14 protein-coding genes are annotated in these 16,711 nt (G+C 35.8%); 12 read left to right on the plus strand and 2 right to left on the minus strand.

Annotation, left to right across the window (positions count from 1 at the left end; translation table 11 throughout):
- Nucleotide 1 precedes the first annotated feature (1 nt).
- On the minus strand, nucleotides 2-1,141 hold the full coding sequence (locus EHR07_RS12055; RefSeq protein ID WP_135745302.1) for a hypothetical protein: 1,140 nt from the start codon (nucleotides 1,139-1,141) through the stop codon (nucleotides 2-4).
- Nucleotides 1,142-1,217: 76 nt separating this feature from the next.
- Nucleotides 1,218-2,486 carry a PAS domain-containing sensor histidine kinase gene (locus EHR07_RS12060; RefSeq protein ID WP_135745303.1) on the minus strand — a complete coding sequence of 423 codons (1,269 nt, stop codon included), beginning with the start codon at nucleotides 2,484-2,486 and terminating at the stop codon, nucleotides 1,218-1,220.
- A 132-nt stretch (nucleotides 2,487-2,618) separates the two neighbouring features.
- Between EHR07_RS12060 and EHR07_RS12065 the strand changes: the two genes are divergently transcribed.
- From EHR07_RS12065 to EHR07_RS12120, 12 genes are all read left to right on the plus strand, one after another.
- Complete coding sequence (locus EHR07_RS12065) at nucleotides 2,619-4,364, plus strand: hypothetical protein (protein ID WP_135745304.1); 1,746 nt, start codon at nucleotides 2,619-2,621, stop codon at nucleotides 4,362-4,364.
- Nucleotides 4,365-4,370: 6 nt separating this feature from the next.
- Nucleotides 4,371-6,413: a 7TM diverse intracellular signaling domain-containing protein gene (locus EHR07_RS12070; protein WP_135745305.1), complete on the plus strand. Its 2,043-nt coding sequence runs from the start codon at nucleotides 4,371-4,373 to the stop codon at nucleotides 6,411-6,413.
- Between the two features lie 96 nt (nucleotides 6,414-6,509).
- Entirely contained in the window at nucleotides 6,510-7,586 is a 1,077-nt protein-coding gene (locus tag EHR07_RS12075; RefSeq protein WP_135745306.1) for an alkene reductase, read from the plus strand.
- Nucleotides 7,587-7,885: 299 nt separating this feature from the next.
- Nucleotides 7,886-8,494 carry a beta-class carbonic anhydrase gene (locus EHR07_RS12080; RefSeq protein ID WP_135745307.1) on the plus strand — a complete coding sequence of 203 codons (609 nt, stop codon included), beginning with the start codon at nucleotides 7,886-7,888 and terminating at the stop codon, nucleotides 8,492-8,494.
- 385 nt (nucleotides 8,495-8,879) lie between these two features.
- The gene (locus EHR07_RS12085) at nucleotides 8,880-9,242 is read left to right on the plus strand and encodes an ArsR/SmtB family transcription factor (protein WP_135745308.1); all 363 of its coding nucleotides are present in this window, start codon (nucleotides 8,880-8,882) and stop codon (nucleotides 9,240-9,242) included.
- Complete coding sequence (locus EHR07_RS12090) at nucleotides 9,235-10,197, plus strand: SRPBCC family protein (RefSeq protein WP_135745309.1); 963 nt, start codon at nucleotides 9,235-9,237, stop codon at nucleotides 10,195-10,197. Before EHR07_RS12085 ends, EHR07_RS12090 begins: the two co-directional genes overlap by 8 nt.
- Nucleotide 10,198: 1 nt before the next feature.
- The gene (locus EHR07_RS12095; RefSeq protein ID WP_135745310.1) at nucleotides 10,199-11,590 is read left to right on the plus strand and encodes an MATE family efflux transporter; all 1,392 of its coding nucleotides are present in this window, start codon (nucleotides 10,199-10,201) and stop codon (nucleotides 11,588-11,590) included.
- Nucleotides 11,591-11,610: 20 nt separating this feature from the next.
- Nucleotides 11,611-12,018, plus strand: a complete 408-nt coding sequence (locus EHR07_RS12100; protein ID WP_135745311.1) for an iron chaperone — start codon at nucleotides 11,611-11,613, stop codon at nucleotides 12,016-12,018.
- A gap of 209 nt (nucleotides 12,019-12,227) precedes the next feature.
- On the plus strand, nucleotides 12,228-12,974 hold the full coding sequence (locus EHR07_RS12105; protein WP_135745312.1) for a helix-turn-helix transcriptional regulator: 747 nt from the start codon (nucleotides 12,228-12,230) through the stop codon (nucleotides 12,972-12,974).
- An 86-nt stretch (nucleotides 12,975-13,060) separates the two neighbouring features.
- Nucleotides 13,061-13,945, plus strand: a complete 885-nt coding sequence (locus tag EHR07_RS12110) for a M24 family metallopeptidase (RefSeq protein ID WP_135745313.1) — start codon at nucleotides 13,061-13,063, stop codon at nucleotides 13,943-13,945.
- Nucleotides 13,945-15,192: an SMP-30/gluconolactonase/LRE family protein gene (locus EHR07_RS12115; protein WP_135745314.1), complete on the plus strand. Its 1,248-nt coding sequence runs from the start codon at nucleotides 13,945-13,947 to the stop codon at nucleotides 15,190-15,192. Before EHR07_RS12110 ends, EHR07_RS12115 begins: the two co-directional genes overlap by 1 nt.
- Nucleotides 15,185-16,480, plus strand: coding sequence for an SMP-30/gluconolactonase/LRE family protein (locus EHR07_RS12120; RefSeq protein ID WP_135745315.1), 1,296 nt, complete (start codon nucleotides 15,185-15,187; stop codon nucleotides 16,478-16,480). Before EHR07_RS12115 ends, EHR07_RS12120 begins: the two co-directional genes overlap by 8 nt.
- Nucleotides 16,481-16,711: the final 231 nt, after the last annotated feature.

The raw sequence follows: 16,711 nt of genomic DNA on the forward strand, positions 1-16,711 counted from the left end.
TTCAAAAGTTTTTAACAATAGAAACATTCGCACCAAAGGAACCAAATTCTTTGGAACTTTGGGAAGAATTGATGTTGGGAACGGAACTAAGCTCGACAGGTGTTTTGCCAGGTCCCCAATTGTATCCGCTCACTTCCGAGATACTAAAAGAAGATATTTGGTAAAAACCGCCATACTTTAAACCGAAGGTCTCGAAAATCTTCCAAACAAGTCCGATTTCATAGGTAAGAGAAGCACCACCTAGTCCACGAGATAATCCTTCCTTAGATTGAAACATAGTTAAGTCTGTTTTATTTACAGGTGTACTAAAAACCAATTGTTTGTTTGCATTTAATGTTCCTGTAGATGAAGTTTCAATTCCATAAGAGGCAAGTTTAAGTTGTCCTGCAAAAACTGTTAGGTCACCTATCATGTATAAGTTGAGCCAATCGGTTAACGACGCAACAAATCCAAAACTCATACCATAATTTTTAGTTTTGAACTCGACGGTTCCTGTAGAAAGGGCATAACCTTCTGTTACAGATTGTTCGCCCGTCCTCAAATAAGGAAATTTTAACTGAAACGATTGGAATGGTCCTCGGGAAGATAATTCTGAATAGGAAAAACTGAATTCATTCGAGCTTGTACTGGTTAAATAATTAAGTGGTCCTACCCCAATTCTAACACCAACTTCATTGACACCCGACCGCACCCGGTCGTTTAAATAAAGTCCATTGGTACTAAAACTTGTCCTTGTATCGTTGTAATGTTCTCCTTTTGCATAAACAAATCCTATAAAAAAATCCTCTGAGAATTGGTGTGAATATTTGATTCTTGGTGATACGGTTGAAGTCGGTCTCGATTCTGCACTTTCGGTAATGATCCCTGGAGGGTTTAAGTTATTTGCTGTATTGGTATTTGCAAAACTTGCTGCGACACGTGCAGAATTTAAAATACTAGAAACAGACTGAGGGCCACCTTCCGAAGGTGTTTGTAAAAATTCACCCGCAAGTTCCAATACTTTGAGTCTGGAACGTAAGGAAGATCCAGGTTGTTTTGGCAAATCTGGATTAGTTTCTGGTTCATTCGTTTGGCTTTGTGCAAAAAGGGGGAAAGCAAATACGACAAAACAAATGAATATTTTTTTTCCAAAACGTAACATATAAATTTATATACGAATGATATAAAATTGATTCGAAAGAAAAAATAAAATCTTTTGATGAAGTCAAAAATATTGGTCAAGAAATTGCGTTTTGTCCTAATCCTACAAAAAAAGTAGAACCGATTCCTGGTTTACTTTTCACCCAAATGTTTCCCTGGTGTTTATCAATAAATTCCTTACATAGAATGAGTCCAAGTCCCGTTCCCGATTCCTCTGCAGTGCCTTTCGTAGAAAACTTTTTATCCAATCGAAAGAGACTTTCTACTTGTTCTTTTTGCATTCCGATTCCTGAGTCTTTTACAAAGAAAACAGTAGAATCCGTTGGTAAATTTGAATTTAATTTTTTATATTCTAATTTGGCTTCTAAACTTTTTATTGAATCAAATTCTAAAACACCAACAATGACTTCAGTTTTAATTTTACTATATTTGATAGCATTGGAAATTAAATTCCTCAATATAGTTTCAATCATAAATAAATCACCAAAAATCATTTTATCTTTTGGAACTTGATTGATGATGGTCACATCTTTTTTGTTAGCGGAAAGTTTTAATAAACTAATGACTCGTTGAATGAGATCGAAAAATGGAATGGAAGTAGGTTGAAAGACAATATTTCCAGTTTGAGATCTGGCCCAATCCAATAAATTTTCGAGTAAAGAATAAACTAAGTCGGAAGATTCCTCCAACATCTTTAAATATGTAGTCCTTTCCATATCTGAAAATTTTGAATCTTTTTCATTTAAAATTTTGGTGAATTCTCTTTGAGTTCCCAAGGGTCCTCTTAAGTCATGAGCGATGATGGAAAAAAATTTATCTTTCGTATCATTGAGTTCTGCTAAGCGAATAGTAGATTGTTTTAGTTTTTCTTCTGATAATTTTTGTTCAGTAATGTCTCTAATGATGGCACAATTGTATTGTTTTCCTCCATATTCGACTAAATTTACGGTTACTTCGATGGGAACAGGAGTCCCATCCTTTCTTTTATTAATAGTTTCTATTGTGAAGGATTTTCGATCTAAAATTTCTTGCCAATGTGCCTTCCATCGTTCTGTACTAAATAAAGGATCGACTTGGAACATTTGCATAGAAAGTAATTCTTCTTTTGTGTATCCATAATTTTTACATGCGGCTTCATTTACGAAAACGTAATTCCCATCTTCATCAAGCCAGACGATCGCTTCTGATATAGTATCAATAGAAAACTGTGTGAATTGGAGTGTATGAATTAGATCTGACTGTTTATTTGCGATATCATCACGAGTTTGTTTTAACGTTCGATTTTCTTCTTCTAAACGTTTTAGGTCTGCCACTAGGGATTCGTAAGTTTTTGGATTCAGTGGCATAGAATAATCTTAAAATTCATTTTTCGAAAAAACTGCCAAGAACTTAGTCATTGCAATGATTGATTTAGATCAATTAGAATCGGACTTGACTTAAGTAGTTCTCCTAGATAAACCTAAACTCCCTGAAACTATATGTCTTGTTTATTTTGCCAGAAAGGATCTTCCCATTTTTCCCGATTAGAACCTGTGCAGGACGAAAGGCAAACTCACAGATTTCCTACAGATGACATTGTGGGAAATGCACAAAATCCGTTTACTGAAATTTATGAATGTAAAAACTGTCAGAGCCTTTGGTGGATTCGAACACGAGGGACAGGAGATCCAAGGTCCACCTATCCAGAGTTTTATGAACAGACTGCCGAGCGAATTGATGATCACCGTTCTGATTTGATTCGCAATCCATCAATTTCGGGAATCCTTTCCAATAAGGAATCTGCATTCCCTTACAATTTTTTTGAGGAAGTCCTCGAGGTTCTAAAAAACTCGAAATCAGATGAACTAAAAACTTTATATTACCAAAGAGATCCTAGTTTACCAGCTAACGTTAAAAGGTGGCTTCTCCAATGGTTTCAAAAAGAATTTCCCCAAGAATTTCAAAAAATCCAAAAAAATGGATTTCCAACGGCAGCCAATTTACTTTTCACATTGGAGGAAGAAGAAATTGTAATTGTTTCTGAATTTATTACTAAGGACCAATTTGCTTTTATAACTTCAAAAAAAGATAATTTCTTTTTGCAGTCATACGACTTAACCAATCAAAAAATTCTTTGGAAAATTTCGATTCGTAGGCCCTTTCGAGAAGGTCTTTCCATACCGATTCTATTTTACCAATCAGGATATCTTTGTTCTTACCAAGGTTTCCAAAAAGGTTCCGAATATTATCCAAAACTAAATAGACCAGATACACTTTGTATTTATGACTTATTTGGGAATCAGATTGTATCCATCCAACTTGCATTTAAATGTTTTGAAATTCTTTCTACAGAAGAAAGAGATATCTCTGAAAATAGAATTTCGCATAATTTTTGTTTTACGATAATAGATGATATTTTGTATCTTCCACACCAATCCCAAATTCAAGTTTATGATTTAAAATTGGGAAAATTGACCCAAACGATAAAAATGCCAGCAGGTGAATTTTTTTCAGGAAGGGCCTTCCAAACAGAATCAGGAAATATTCTTTTTCATACCTTAAAAGGAATTTTGGGAATCAATGTTTCTGGTGAAATTATCTTTCAATACCTTTCCCCTTACCACCCAGTTTTTATCGATTCACAGTTTCAATTCTACTATTATTACGCCATCGTGGAATCAGCAAATACTGGTGAGAAAAAAACATTTAAAAATACAACCGAATTTGGTATTTCTTTGGTAAGGGAGTTAGCTTCTTTACCCGTCGAATTTCCAGGAGGAATTTATTTATCCTTTTCTTTGGATGGATCCTTACTTCTGAATTCCCATTTGGAAATCATAAAGTCTTTCCCTTTCACAACCACAGATACACTTGGCCCTCATTCTTTTGGAATTACAAAAACACCGGCCATTACAACCGAAGATAGAATCATTATCACAAATGATTTTTCTGGTATCTATATGATCGATTTTTCGGGAAATGTATTATTAGAAAAGCCAATCCAATCAGAAGTGCTCTCTGTTTTTACTTTTGATGGAAAACACGCGGTCGTTCTTCTTTCCTTTCATGATGACTATACGGATAAAGACCAAACAGAACTTTTATTATTATCCCCTAAAGGAGAAATCATCACACAAAAAATACTTTCTGAGCCTAAAGGAATATCTGTGAGTTTTGATGGCATTTGTGTCTTCTCCGATCATAATCAAATGTTTGAAATTGATTTATTTGTTACGGAAAATTGATTTTCGATGAATGGGAAAAATATTGGATCAATTCTTTTTCTAGTTGGACATATTTTAATTTTTGGGAATTCCAAAATTTATGCAGAAGAGGTCATTGTAGAAAGAATCAACATTCAAAATATTGATCAATCGCCAATCTATCTCGCTCAATCGATGTTAGTTTTTGAAGATCCTTCTAATCGTTTGGATTTTGATACGATTCGTACACCAAACTTTGAAAATCAATTTATAAAAGTTCCTTCCTCAAAGGAAGCTTTTAACTTTTCCTATTCAAAATCTACGTATTGGTTACGAATCCCATTGGAAAATACGGACCTATCTGCCAAAGAAGTAACATTCGTCATTTCTTATCCAAGATTAAAAACTTTGGATTTATATTTTCAAAGTTCCAAAGAAATGAAAAAGATACAATCGGGATATTCAGTTCCTATGTCAAAACGTCCCTACCAAAGTCGTTTTTTTGTATTTCCCATTTTGTTCCCAGAAAAAACAGAAGCTACGGTGTATCTAAAAGTGGAATCACCTAATTCTATAAACATACCGATTCAACTATGGAATAGGGATTTGTATGATAGGCACGAGATCAATGACCATGTGATCCAAGCCTTGTATTTTGGCATTGCTTTGGCCATGGTTCTTTTTAATTTATTTTTATTTTTCATTCTTAAAGATTCTAATTATTTTTTATATGTTTTAGTAGTAATCAGTACAGCTTTTACAATCGCTTCGCATAACGGAATATCTTCGGAATATTTTTGGCCAAACTCCCCTTGGATGGACCAATATTCCGTGAATTTTTTTATCTCCATTGTTTTGGTTTTGTTTTTAATTTTTATGCGAAAGTTACTAAATACCAAACAATTCACTCCCAGATTGGACCGAGTCAGCTTGGTATTTATTATTTTGCAAATTGTATTACCAATTTGTTATATCTTATCTTTTGAATCCTTTGTAAAAATCATTGTTCTCAGTCATACCTTAACTTCCTTTTGGATTTTATTAGTTGGTATCGTATGTTCTTTTAAAAAAGAAAGAATTGCTTATTTTTTCCTTTTAGCATTTTCTTTTTTGTTCTTAGCTTTGATCGTTTCCACGATGCGAGCTTTAGGATTAATACCCACAAATTCTTTTACCATCGATGGGCCACAATACGGATCTGCGGCGGAAATGATTTTATTGGCTTTTGCTTTAGCAGATAGATACAATTCAATCCTCAAAGAGAAGGAAGCAGCCGAAGCACAAGTTAAATCGAACTTAGAAAAATCTAATTTAGATTTGGAAGAAAAGGTAAAGGAACGTACAGATAAGTTAAACCGAAACTTAAATGCAATGAAAAGGGATCTCTTTGTGGCAAGAAAAATTCAAGAGAATTCTCTGATTATTGATTCCAAACTCATCACGGAGTTAAATCTTGAATATCGTTATCTTCCAGTATCCGAAGTGGGTGGAGATTTTTTTGACGTAGTACTTTTAAAAGAATCCAAATATAGAATTCTCATTGCAGATGCCACTGGTCACGGAGTCCAAGCAGCGATGATCACAATGGCGATCAAAGGTTTATACGATAATATCAAAACTTTTGAATTACCTCCTTCGAAGGTAATGGAAATTTTTAACGAAGAGTTTATGGATAACTTTGTTTCATTGAATAGCCTTCTCACCGCATTGATTATAGACATTGATCTTCGGGAGAAAAAAATTCAATATGCATCCGCAGGTCATCCCGCAGCGGTTCTTTTGCAAAAGGAACAAATGTTATTGTTATCGAAAACCGGTAGGATGATTGGGCTTAAAAAACAGATCCATTATGAATCATCCGAACTTTACTTCGAACCAAAGGATCGGTTGTTTTTATTTACCGATGGCGTTTTTGAGGCCTTTAACGCAAAAGAGGAGGAATTTGGAGAAGAATCCCTTTACCACCTTTTCCAATCCACCCGAAACTTGAACCTAGCTGCGGTAGAGAACCACCTCCTAAAAACACTACAAAATTTTCTAAATGGTCAGGATCGTCAGGACGATTTGACCATCCTCGGAATCGATTTTTGATTTTTTTAAAAATTAGTTTAATATTAAATAAATATAACATCAAATGATTTCATGTTGTAGTCTATTCTTCAACAGTAAATTAAATTGGAGAACCTTGTGAAATCATTATTTTCAGAAGCGAAGTTAGGAAATCTTACCTTAAAAAATAAAGTGGTGATGGCCCCCATGACCCGTTCCCGTTCCATAGGAAATGTGCCAGGTGATATCGTTGCCACTTATTACGAACAGAGAGCAGAAGCGGGACTGATCATTACCGAAGGAACCTCGCCATCCCCGAATGGTCTTGGTTATGCGAGAATTCCTGGAATTTTTTCAGAAGAACAAACCAAAGCTTGGAAAAAAGTAACAGACAAAGTTCATGCAAAAGGAAGTAAAATTTTTGTTCAACTGATGCACACCGGCCGTATTGGACATGAATTAAATTTACCAAAAGGTGCAAAAGTCCTTGGACCATCGGCAATCCTTGCCAAAGGACAAATGTGGACAGATGCCGATGGAATGAAAGACCATCCTACACCAAAGGAAATGTCAAAAGAAGAACTCAAACAAACCATCGACGAATTTGTAAACGCATCCAAAAACGCAATCAAAGCCGGGTTTGATGGTGTTGAATTACATGCAGCTAACGGATACTTGTTGGAGCAGTTTTTACATCCTTCTTCAAACCAAAGAACGGATGAATATGGCGGATCTATCGAAAACCGAATTCGATTTATTATAGAAGTGGCGAAAGCAGTTAGCACAGCAATTGGCAAAGATAAAACGGCTATTCGTTTATCTCCCTATGGCGCATTCAACGATCTGTTTCCATTTCCCGAAACACATGATGAATATTCATTGTTAGCTGAAAAACTAAATGAAATTGGAATTGTGTATGTTCATTTGGTAGACCATTCCTCAATGGGTGCACCAACCGTAGAACCAGAAACAGTTAAAAATATCAGAAACGCATTTAAAGGAACTCTGATTCTGAGTGGTGGATATGACGTCGACCGTGCGGAAAAAGATTTAACCTCAGGGAATGCCGACCTTGTTGCCTTTGGGAAACCGTTCCTTGCCAATCCAGACCTTGTCACTAGGTTCCAAAAAAACATTCCTTTAGCTTCTTTTGACCAAACAACTCTTTATACTCCAGGTGAAAAAGGGTATACTGATTATCCAAAAGCAAGCTAACAATGGTTAGCAAAATTTTAAGTAACAAATTTATTTTTGTGCCTCAAATTTTACTAGTTTAAGAATGTTTTCGTAACAATGACCGGGCTCCTCCGGGGTCCGCTTCGCTCCCGTCACCTACCATCTAACGCTGGTAGGTGACCAAGCCCTCCAGATCCCTGGCACGGGTTAATTCCTTCAAATAAAAATCTCCAATATCTTTGCCATTTGTCAAAGGCAGTGATCGGATTCGGAAACGAAATGCTACCGAACCAAATTCTTTTCTAGTCTTCTTCGTTATAGCGAATTTTTTGTCTACTATGTCAAACACACCCATCCAACAAGAAACCAGCCAAGTCCATAAAGAAGTCATTGGTGCGAACGAAAAGTATGCATCGGAATTTGGAAAAAAAGGGGAGTTGGCTCTTCCTCCCGCCAGAAGTTTTACCATCTTAACCTGTATGGACGCAAGACTTGATCCTGCTAAGTACGCAGGTTTAGCAGAAGGGGATGCACATGTCATTCGTAACGCCGGTGGTCGAGCCAGTGATGATGCTATTCGTTCGCTTGTGATTTCCTATAAACTACTAGGAACCAAAGAATTTTTTGTAATCCACCACTCCGATTGTGGGATGCAACTTTTCACCGATCCTATCATACGTAACCTTCTTTCTAAAAGTTTAAAAACGGCAACAATTGATTCGAACGGTTGGCACAATTTAGAAGAATCGGGAGGTTCGGAAGAAGCGAAATACATTCCTTTTTTAACCTTCGAAATTTTAGAACAAAGTGTGATCGATGATGTAAAAAGAATTCGAAACCATCCATTGATTCCCAAAGACATTCCCGTGTATGGATACTATTATGATGTAAAAACAGGGAGACTCGTGGAAGTTCCTGAGGCCACAAAGATTGGGAGAGCTACATAATTATAAACTCAAAGTTCTTACTAAATTAATTCTCCAGGATATTCCACCTAACAATCTGTTGGTTGGGATGTCTATGTTTGCTCCACCTCTTACAAACCAACCTCATTTTTCAAAAGAAACCTAAATTACGAACTCTTACATGAGTTGTAAAATTTAGTAATATGAACTTTTAAGATATTTTTTCTGAGTTTTGGCGATTTGGATTTCTGAAACCGAAGGATTATGGTAGAAGGGCTGCATTGGGAGGCGGGTTCAGTTCCCCACCCTCAAATCGGGCGGGGATACTAATATTCGCCGATTCGAACTTTCATTGCATACCACTTACCTTTTCCCCTTGACAAGATCCTAGACTTCCTTCAATTTAACCAAAAGGTTAATTAGCTATATGGTTAAATTGAAGGATCCTGAGGAAAAACTCAATGCTACGTTTCAGGCATTGGCAGATCCTACACGGCGAAAGATATTGATGCAATTGGTTTCAGGAGAGGCGACAGTCCTTCAGTTGGCTGAACCTTTCGAGATGAGCCTTCCTGGAATTTCCAAACACCTCAAAGTATTAGAAAAAGCAGGACTCATTGAAAAAACCAAAACAGCCCAGTTTCGCCCCTGTCGATTGAAGGTTGAGGCATTACAAGAAGCTAACCAATGGTTGGAACAATACAAACAATTATGGGAAGAACGATTCGATCGTTTAGATGCTTATTTAACAGAATTACAAAAACAACAGGGAAAAACTAACAATGTTTAAATCAGATCCAATTGTTACATTAGAAGAAAAAATCGTTCGTATTGAAAGACTATTTGATGCTCCCATTCAACTTGTTTGGGAGGTATGGACAAACCCTATACATATTGGAAAGTGGTGGGGCCCAAAAGGATTTACAAATCCCACTGTGGAATTTGATTTTAAAGTTGGCGGATCATATCGAATCATTATGCGATCACCTGATGGAGTCGATTATCCTGTTAAAGGACAATTTTTAGAAATCACACCTTTTCAAAGTTTTGTGATTAGTGATTTAGTAGATGAACATCCAGACGAATGGGTAAAGGAAGTTCAGAAAATGGCGGGAATCACAGGTGATAGAGAAATCTTAAACTCGAAATTAAGGGTTCTCTTCGAGGAAGTTGGTGAAAAAACAAAAGTTGTTCTTATTACAGAATTTGCTAATAACCAAATACGAGACGGTTTTGCCAATTCAGGTATGAAAGAAGGTTGGTCACAAAGTTTCGAAAAATTGGAAGAAAATGCACTACCAAAATCTAACCAAATTTTTATAGAGAAAAAATTGAACCATCCACAACAAATAGTTTTTAAAGCCTTCTCTGATCCACTAACAATTAGTAATTGGTGGGGACCAACAGGTTTTAAAACAACTACAAAAACCATGGACTTTAAAGTAGGGGGGAGATGGGTTTTTACTATGGATGGACCTGATGGAACTATTTGGCCAAATACAATTGAATATAAAGAAATTAGAGAATACGAATATATAGAATACCAACATGGGTCCGGAGATAAAAATAAAAATGATGATTTTTTGGTGACCATAAATCTACTTGCCCTCGATAAGAACCAAACATTAGTAAAGATGCAAATGACTTTTTTTGATACAAACGTTCGAAATGCGAAGTTAAGAATTGGTGCAATAGAAGGTGGAAAACAAACACTTTCAAGACTCAGCCAATATTTGGAGAAATAAAATGACAAGTGCTAGTTTATGGGAAGATTTAAAAAAAGCTCTTGCTGGTTCTGAAGAAGACTATACAGAAGTTAGTATTCGAAAGGCTGTCTTTTTACTTTCAGTTCCAATGGTATTGGAGTTAGTATTAGAATCGGTATTTGCTGTTGTAGATATTTATTTTGTAGGTTCCTTAGGTGCGTCCGCGATAGCAACAGTAGGACTTACTGAAACCTATTTATTCCTTTTGTATTCTGTTGCAATGGGACTATCATTTTCTGTAACAGCCATTATCGCTAGACGTATCGGTGAAAAAGAAAAAGATAAAGCTGGGGTGGCTGCCATCCAATCCATTTGGATTGCTATTTTTGCATCCATTCCATTTGCGATTGCCGGCATATTCTTTTCGAAAGAACTTCTTACCCTGATGGGTGGCGATGAGTGGGTGTTAAATGAAGGTTATCACTACATGCAGTGGATGTTAGGTGGTAACATTGTAATAGTACTCCTTTTTCTTATCAATGCAGTTTTTCGTGGGGCAGGTGATGCTGCCATTTCTATGAGGGTTTTGTGGATCTCTAACGGATTAAATATTATCCTAGATCCAATTTTTATCTTTGGCTGGGGACCAATTCCTGCTTATGGAATTACAGGAGCTGCCATGGCTACTAACATCGGACGTGGGATAGGAGTCCTTTTTCAGTTATGGCTTTTATTTAGAGGTGGGAAACATATCAAAATTCTCCGATCCCATCTAAAAATGGAATGGGATACCATTCGTGGAATTTTAAAAACATCACTCGGTGGAATTGGGCAAATGATTGTGGGAATGACCTCCTGGATTTTTATCATGAGGATACTTTCTGAGTTTGGTAGTCAAACGGTTGCGGGAGCAACCATTGCTCTTCGAACTATGATGTTTACCATGATGCCTTCTTGGGGTATGTCTAACGCCGTTGCAACGTTAGTTGGTCAGAATCTAGGTGCAGGAAAACCGGACCGAGCTGAACAATCAGTTTGGTATACTGGATTCTGTAATATGGGTTATTTAATTTTAGTTTCCATCATCTATTATTTTTGGAGCGAAAATTTAATTTCTATTTTTACAGAGGATCCAGAAGTCATAAAAATTGGCGGACAATGGTTACAAATTGTTTCTTACTCATACTTTATCTATGCTTGGTGGATGGCCGCAGGACAAGCGTTTAATGGAGCAGGGGACACGATTACACCAACTAAAATCAATATTGTTTTCTTCTGGATCATTCAGATTCCCTTAGCTTATCTTTTGGGAAAATATTTTTCATTCGGCTCTACTGGAGTTTTTTGGTCCATCATGATTTCCGAATCTTCTGTAGGTGTATTTACTCTTTGGTTGTTTACTAAAGGAAATTGGAAACAAACTAAGGTTTAATAGAGGTAAGGGAACAAATTATGAAGTCAAAGATTCCAAAGTCAATTGATGAATATATTGAGAACTTTCCAAAAGAAGTGCAATTGGTCCTTCAAAAGATACGTAAAACAATCCAAAAGGAAGCACCAAACGCTACTGAAACCATTAGTTATGCAATTCCTACATTTGTACAAAATGGAAACCTATTACATTTTGCAGCATTTTCGAAACATATAGGTTTTTATGCCCTTCCTTCTGGAAACCAGGCTTTTCAGAAGGAAATTTCAAAATACAAATTTGGAAAAGGTTCGATCCAATTTCCTTTAAACGAACCTATACCTTATCCTTTGATCAAAAAAATTGTAAAATTTCGAGTGGACGAAAATTTAGAAAAAGTAAACAAAAAAGTTTCGAAAAAGAAAATACAAGTTCAAAAAAAAAAATCTTAACCAAGCCATGAGTGACGAGTTGTTATTTCTTCGATGTTATTATTTTCTATTTTGACTAAGATTTATTTTTGTCTCTTAGTTTCTTAGATACATATTTCGATTTACAAGACTTGACTCATTACAATAATCAAGCCATCTGTTTTTCTGAATGAGGATCATAGATGGAGTTTGAAACTAATAGCCGACTTTATTTATGGAACAGTCGAGTTATGTTTGCAACTAACGATATGCAGACAGATTTTCATTCACATTATGCAGCAACACTTGCAATCTCTTTAGAAAAAAATATTACAATCGAAACTAATTTAGGTAAGGAAGAATATAGAGTCGCACTTGTAGGACCCAATACCTATCATCGCACGATTTCGCCTGGAGTAGAAATGGTGGCACTCCTGATCGATCCAGAAACTTATGAGTATGGATCCATTTCTCAATCAGTAGCATCTGGTGAAGTGAAAAGGTTAGAGGTGCAAAAATTTTTACCTTTAATTCATTCACTTTGGTCATTGTATTATGGCGACCTAGAAGATAATGAAGCAACTCAACTTCAATTAAATTTGCTACGAACTGTTTATCCTTTTGAAAAATTAAATTCTACTATGGATCCAAGAATTGAAAAGATTGCAAAAAGAATTCGATTGGAAATTCCGAATAGCATTAGAATGAAAGAAATTGGTAAAGATTTTTCAATTTCAGAAGATAGATTGATACGGTTGTTCAAAGAAAATCTTGGAATTCCGTTGCGAAGATATCTGTTATGGGTTCGTATATTACGAGCAGTCAAAGAATTAAAAGCAGGAAAAAATCTCACCGAAGCAGCACATGAAGCGGGCTTTTCCGACTCTGCTCATTTTTCGAGAACATTCAAAGAAAATTTTGGATTTATACCATCGTTATTTTTTGGACATTTAAAAACTGCGGAAGTTCGATTTTGTGAACCTGAAGAAAATTTCTAATAAATCTTAAAAAATACCGGAATCATTCAAGCACAGTTTTTTAGATTTTGTTATCCTCTTCTTTCTAATAAGGAAATGAGAAACTGATGCCCCTAACCACTGAAAGAGGATTGTTATCGAAGTTATCCTCCAAATTTTCAAAATTAAAATCGGAATCGATTAAAACTCCATCCATGGAAGAAAAATCAGGATTTCTTAAAGCTCAAAAATTAGCCTATGAATGTGTTACGACCATTGAAAAGGAAATGAAACCTGGTTGGACAGAAAAACAAACCGCCAAACGAATGGATGAGTTTCTGCGAGACCACGGAGTCAAAGTATTTTTGCATAGGCCGTTTGCTTGGTTTGGCGAACATGCAAGGTTTGATGGATACAAACGGTTTACTCAATTTCATCCGGGTAAAAAGAAATTAATAGAAGAAGAATCATTTATACTAGATGTATCCCCTGTTGTAGACGGTTACATTGGTGATATCGGTTACTCTTCTTCGTTAATCAAAAATCCAGAACTCGATAAAGGTATGGAATACTTATTACACCTTCGAGAAGAAATCCCAAAATACTTTAATTCAAAAATGACTTCTTCAGAAATTTGGTGGAAGATAGATGTAGAAGCAAAAAAATCCGGATTTCACAACGTACACGCGTTATATCCTTTTGCCGTTCTTGGTCACCGTGTATATAAAGTAAACCTTCCCAACATTTCGTTCCCAATATTACCTATAAGTTTTGCTAGTTGGTTTAGTTTACAAGGATCTTATGAATTTTTATCTCATAAGGTATTACCTGAATTATTAACACCTGATCATGAAGGAAACAAAGTCGGATTATGGGCCATTGAACCACATCTTGGTTGGGGGAAAACTGGATTTAAGTTTGAAGAGATACTCGTAGTAGAAGAGGACAAAGCATATTGGTTAGATGATGATGTTCCTCATGTAAAAAAATACCAAACTAAAAAGGCAATTTAATGAAAGTGATTAAGTTACAATCAACAATTTTGATATCAATGTTATTCGTTTCTTGTAATACAGGAAACATTAAAATCGGAAAGGCCTATCCACTGGGAAGTGTTCCCGAATCAGTTTTAAAAGTAAGTAATCCAGATCCGTTTTTAAATCATCTCAATACAAATATGCCTGAATTACCTGGGCACGATGACTTAATTTTTGACAATAAAAATCAAATTGCTTTTGCCTCGGGAATGGATGGTTGGATTTGGAAATTAGATTTTAAATCTAATACAGCATTAGCTTGGGTAAAAACTCCGGTGAATCCTGCTGGGTTACAGTTTTCAAATAAAAAGAATGAATCGATTTTAGTTTGTGCATCCAAACTCGGAGGTGTGAGTTATGATGAAACAAAACAAGTTGGGTTATATGAAGTAAATATTAAATCGAAAACAGTAGTTCCAATATTATTAACATTACCTAAAACGAATCCGGATGATTTTGAAATGGTTTATCCAGAATCAAAACGTCCAACTTTTGCATTAAAGAATTTAAATGAAGCAAACTCGCGCCCGTTTTCATTGTGTAATGATCTTGCAGTTTCTCTAGATGGAAATAGAATTTATCTTTCAGAACCTTTCGAAAGAGCAGATGCGGCCATGGGAAGTGGAGCTGTTCCCGAAGCAATAGGGCTTTATCCTCATGGTAAACTTTGGATGTTTGATAGAAAACAAAATACCATATCTTTAGTTATGAGTGGGTTTACTTTTGTTGATGGAATCATCATTGCAGACCATACCAATTCTAAAGAGGAATCTGTAATCATTACTGAAACTACAAAGTTTAGAATCATTAAAGCAAATATCAGTGGCAAACAAGAAGGTACTTTTGAAGTTTTATTAGAAAATCTTCCGGGGCTTGCTGATGGATTAGAACGAGATGACAAGGGAAGGATTTGGGTCGGTATCATTAAACCTAGATCTGGTCTTGTCAATTTGATTCATAACAAACCTTGGTTAAAACCACTGTTACTCTCTCTTCCACAGCGAATGTTACCAATTGCCAAAAAAACGGGAATCCTTGTTTTGAATGCCAATGGAAAAACTCCCTTATACTATTCGATGCATGATGGATCAAAAATCAAAGATATCTCTGTAGCAGTTCCAAACTTAGACTCTGTTTATTTTCCTTCCTTTGATACATCCTCAAGAGGTTTGTATTCCCTACCTTTGTCTAGTATTTCGTTAGGTGATACGTCTAATGATTAAAAAAGTAATCCAACCAAAAATTCAAAAACAAATACTGGTTTCATTTTATATACTTGGTTTGTTTTTAATCTTATTTTCCTGTCGAACACCAGAAGAATATTTCAAAAACCAAATAAAAGAACAAATCAATTTACCTTATCATTCAGGAATCAATGCAATCAAGTCAGAGGGAGATCCGATCAAACAGAATGTAGCCATAAGCGGATCCTCTTTACCCGCACAAGATGAGATTTTGTTACAAGAAGATTTAGGCAGAGCATTTGTTGCTTCCATTGATGGTTGGATTTGGAAAGTAAATTTGCATAATCACGAAGCAGAACCATTGATAAAAACTCCGCTTCTACCAGGTGGTATGGTGTTTCATCCAAAAAACAAAGACATCGTCTATATGTGCCTATCTCGTGGAAAAGAACATACTGATAAAAATTCTGCCGTTCCTGGGATTTACGAATTAACAATTTCCACAAAACAATTAAGAAAAATTGGGAGCCGTGTTCCTATCGTAGATAAAACTAAAGAACCATCGGCAAATCATATCGGAATCTTTTTTCCAAAAGGAAAAGAAACAAAAATACCCTTTTCGAAATTATCAGAAAGTAACAGTCGCAATGTGGAAAAGGCAGATGATTTAGCAATTAGTAGGGATGGTCAGAGAATTTATTTTACAGAACCTTATGATCATCCTGATGCAATCCTTGGAGTGAGTTTACAATCAAAACAAGAAGTTCTCACACTTGGAAGAAATGGACATCTTTGGAAATATGATTTAAACGATAACACCGTGAGTTTGATCGCATATCAATACACTTACTTAGATGGAATTTTATTGGAATATTCTAATGGAGATTTCGAATCTTCCATTCTATTAAACGAATTATCAAAATCTAGGCTCATTCGTTTGCACCTAACGGGAGATAAACAAGGTAAAGATGAAATAGTGATTGAAGGTCTACCTGGATTTCCTGATGGAATGGACAGAGATCCAAAGGGTCGTATCTGGGTTGCCATTCCAGTAGAACGTTCGAAACTAATTACGTGGTTACACAATCATCCCTTTTGGAAACGACTTGTTCTTTATATACCAGAAAAACTCCAACCAGTTTCCAAAAAAACTGGCATACTCGCTCTTTCACCTAATGGAAGTGAGCCATTGTATTTCAGCATGCACGATGGAAGTTTATTCTCTTATATCATTGTGGTTGTCCCCGGAAAAGAAAAGTTATATCTCGCCGTATACCAAGATGGTTTTAAAGGATTTGTTACAATGCCTTATCCTAACAATCTTTAGTTGAAAATTGGGGCGCCTCGCAATCGGTTTTACATTCAGCTAATATCGATGATGCGATCCCGCTCTTCGTTCCAATCTTTCCCTTCGGGAAAGGATTTCCACTGCGATCGGTGGCGCGAAGAAATCTTATTTATAAGTGTTTCAAATTAAATTTGAAAGTTGAAACCACGAACTTTTCTCTTTTATTTTTTTTAGATTTAGAAAAGAAATTTTCTGTTATAGAGATTTATG

The organism is Leptospira bandrabouensis (assembly GCF_004770905.1).
Lineage (GTDB): Bacteria > Spirochaetota > Leptospiria > Leptospirales > Leptospiraceae > Leptospira_A > Leptospira_A bandrabouensis.

Coding starts and splice junctions, on each gene's coding strand:
- EHR07_RS12055 (WP_135745302.1), bottom strand. CDS start 1,141: ATGTTACGTTTTGGAAAAAAAATATTCATTTGTTTTGTCGTATTTGCT.
- EHR07_RS12060 (WP_135745303.1), bottom strand. CDS start 2,486: ATGCCACTGAATCCAAAAACTTACGAATCCCTAGTGGCAGACCTAAAA.
- EHR07_RS12065 (WP_135745304.1), top strand. CDS start 2,619: ATGTCTTGTTTATTTTGCCAGAAAGGATCTTCCCATTTTTCCCGATTA.
- EHR07_RS12070 (WP_135745305.1), top strand. CDS start 4,371: ATGAATGGGAAAAATATTGGATCAATTCTTTTTCTAGTTGGACATATT.
- EHR07_RS12080 (WP_135745307.1), top strand. CDS start 7,886: ATGTCAAACACACCCATCCAACAAGAAACCAGCCAAGTCCATAAAGAA.
- EHR07_RS12085 (WP_135745308.1), top strand. CDS start 8,880: ATGGTTAAATTGAAGGATCCTGAGGAAAAACTCAATGCTACGTTTCAG.
- EHR07_RS12090 (WP_135745309.1), top strand. CDS start 9,235: ATGTTTAAATCAGATCCAATTGTTACATTAGAAGAAAAAATCGTTCGT.
- EHR07_RS12095 (WP_135745310.1), top strand. CDS start 10,199: ATGACAAGTGCTAGTTTATGGGAAGATTTAAAAAAAGCTCTTGCTGGT.
- EHR07_RS12100 (WP_135745311.1), top strand. CDS start 11,611: ATGAAGTCAAAGATTCCAAAGTCAATTGATGAATATATTGAGAACTTT.
- EHR07_RS12105 (WP_135745312.1), top strand. CDS start 12,228: ATGTTTGCAACTAACGATATGCAGACAGATTTTCATTCACATTATGCA.
- EHR07_RS12110 (WP_135745313.1), top strand. CDS start 13,061: ATGCCCCTAACCACTGAAAGAGGATTGTTATCGAAGTTATCCTCCAAA.
- EHR07_RS12115 (WP_135745314.1), top strand. CDS start 13,945: ATGAAAGTGATTAAGTTACAATCAACAATTTTGATATCAATGTTATTC.
- EHR07_RS12120 (WP_135745315.1), top strand. CDS start 15,185: ATGATTAAAAAAGTAATCCAACCAAAAATTCAAAAACAAATACTGGTT.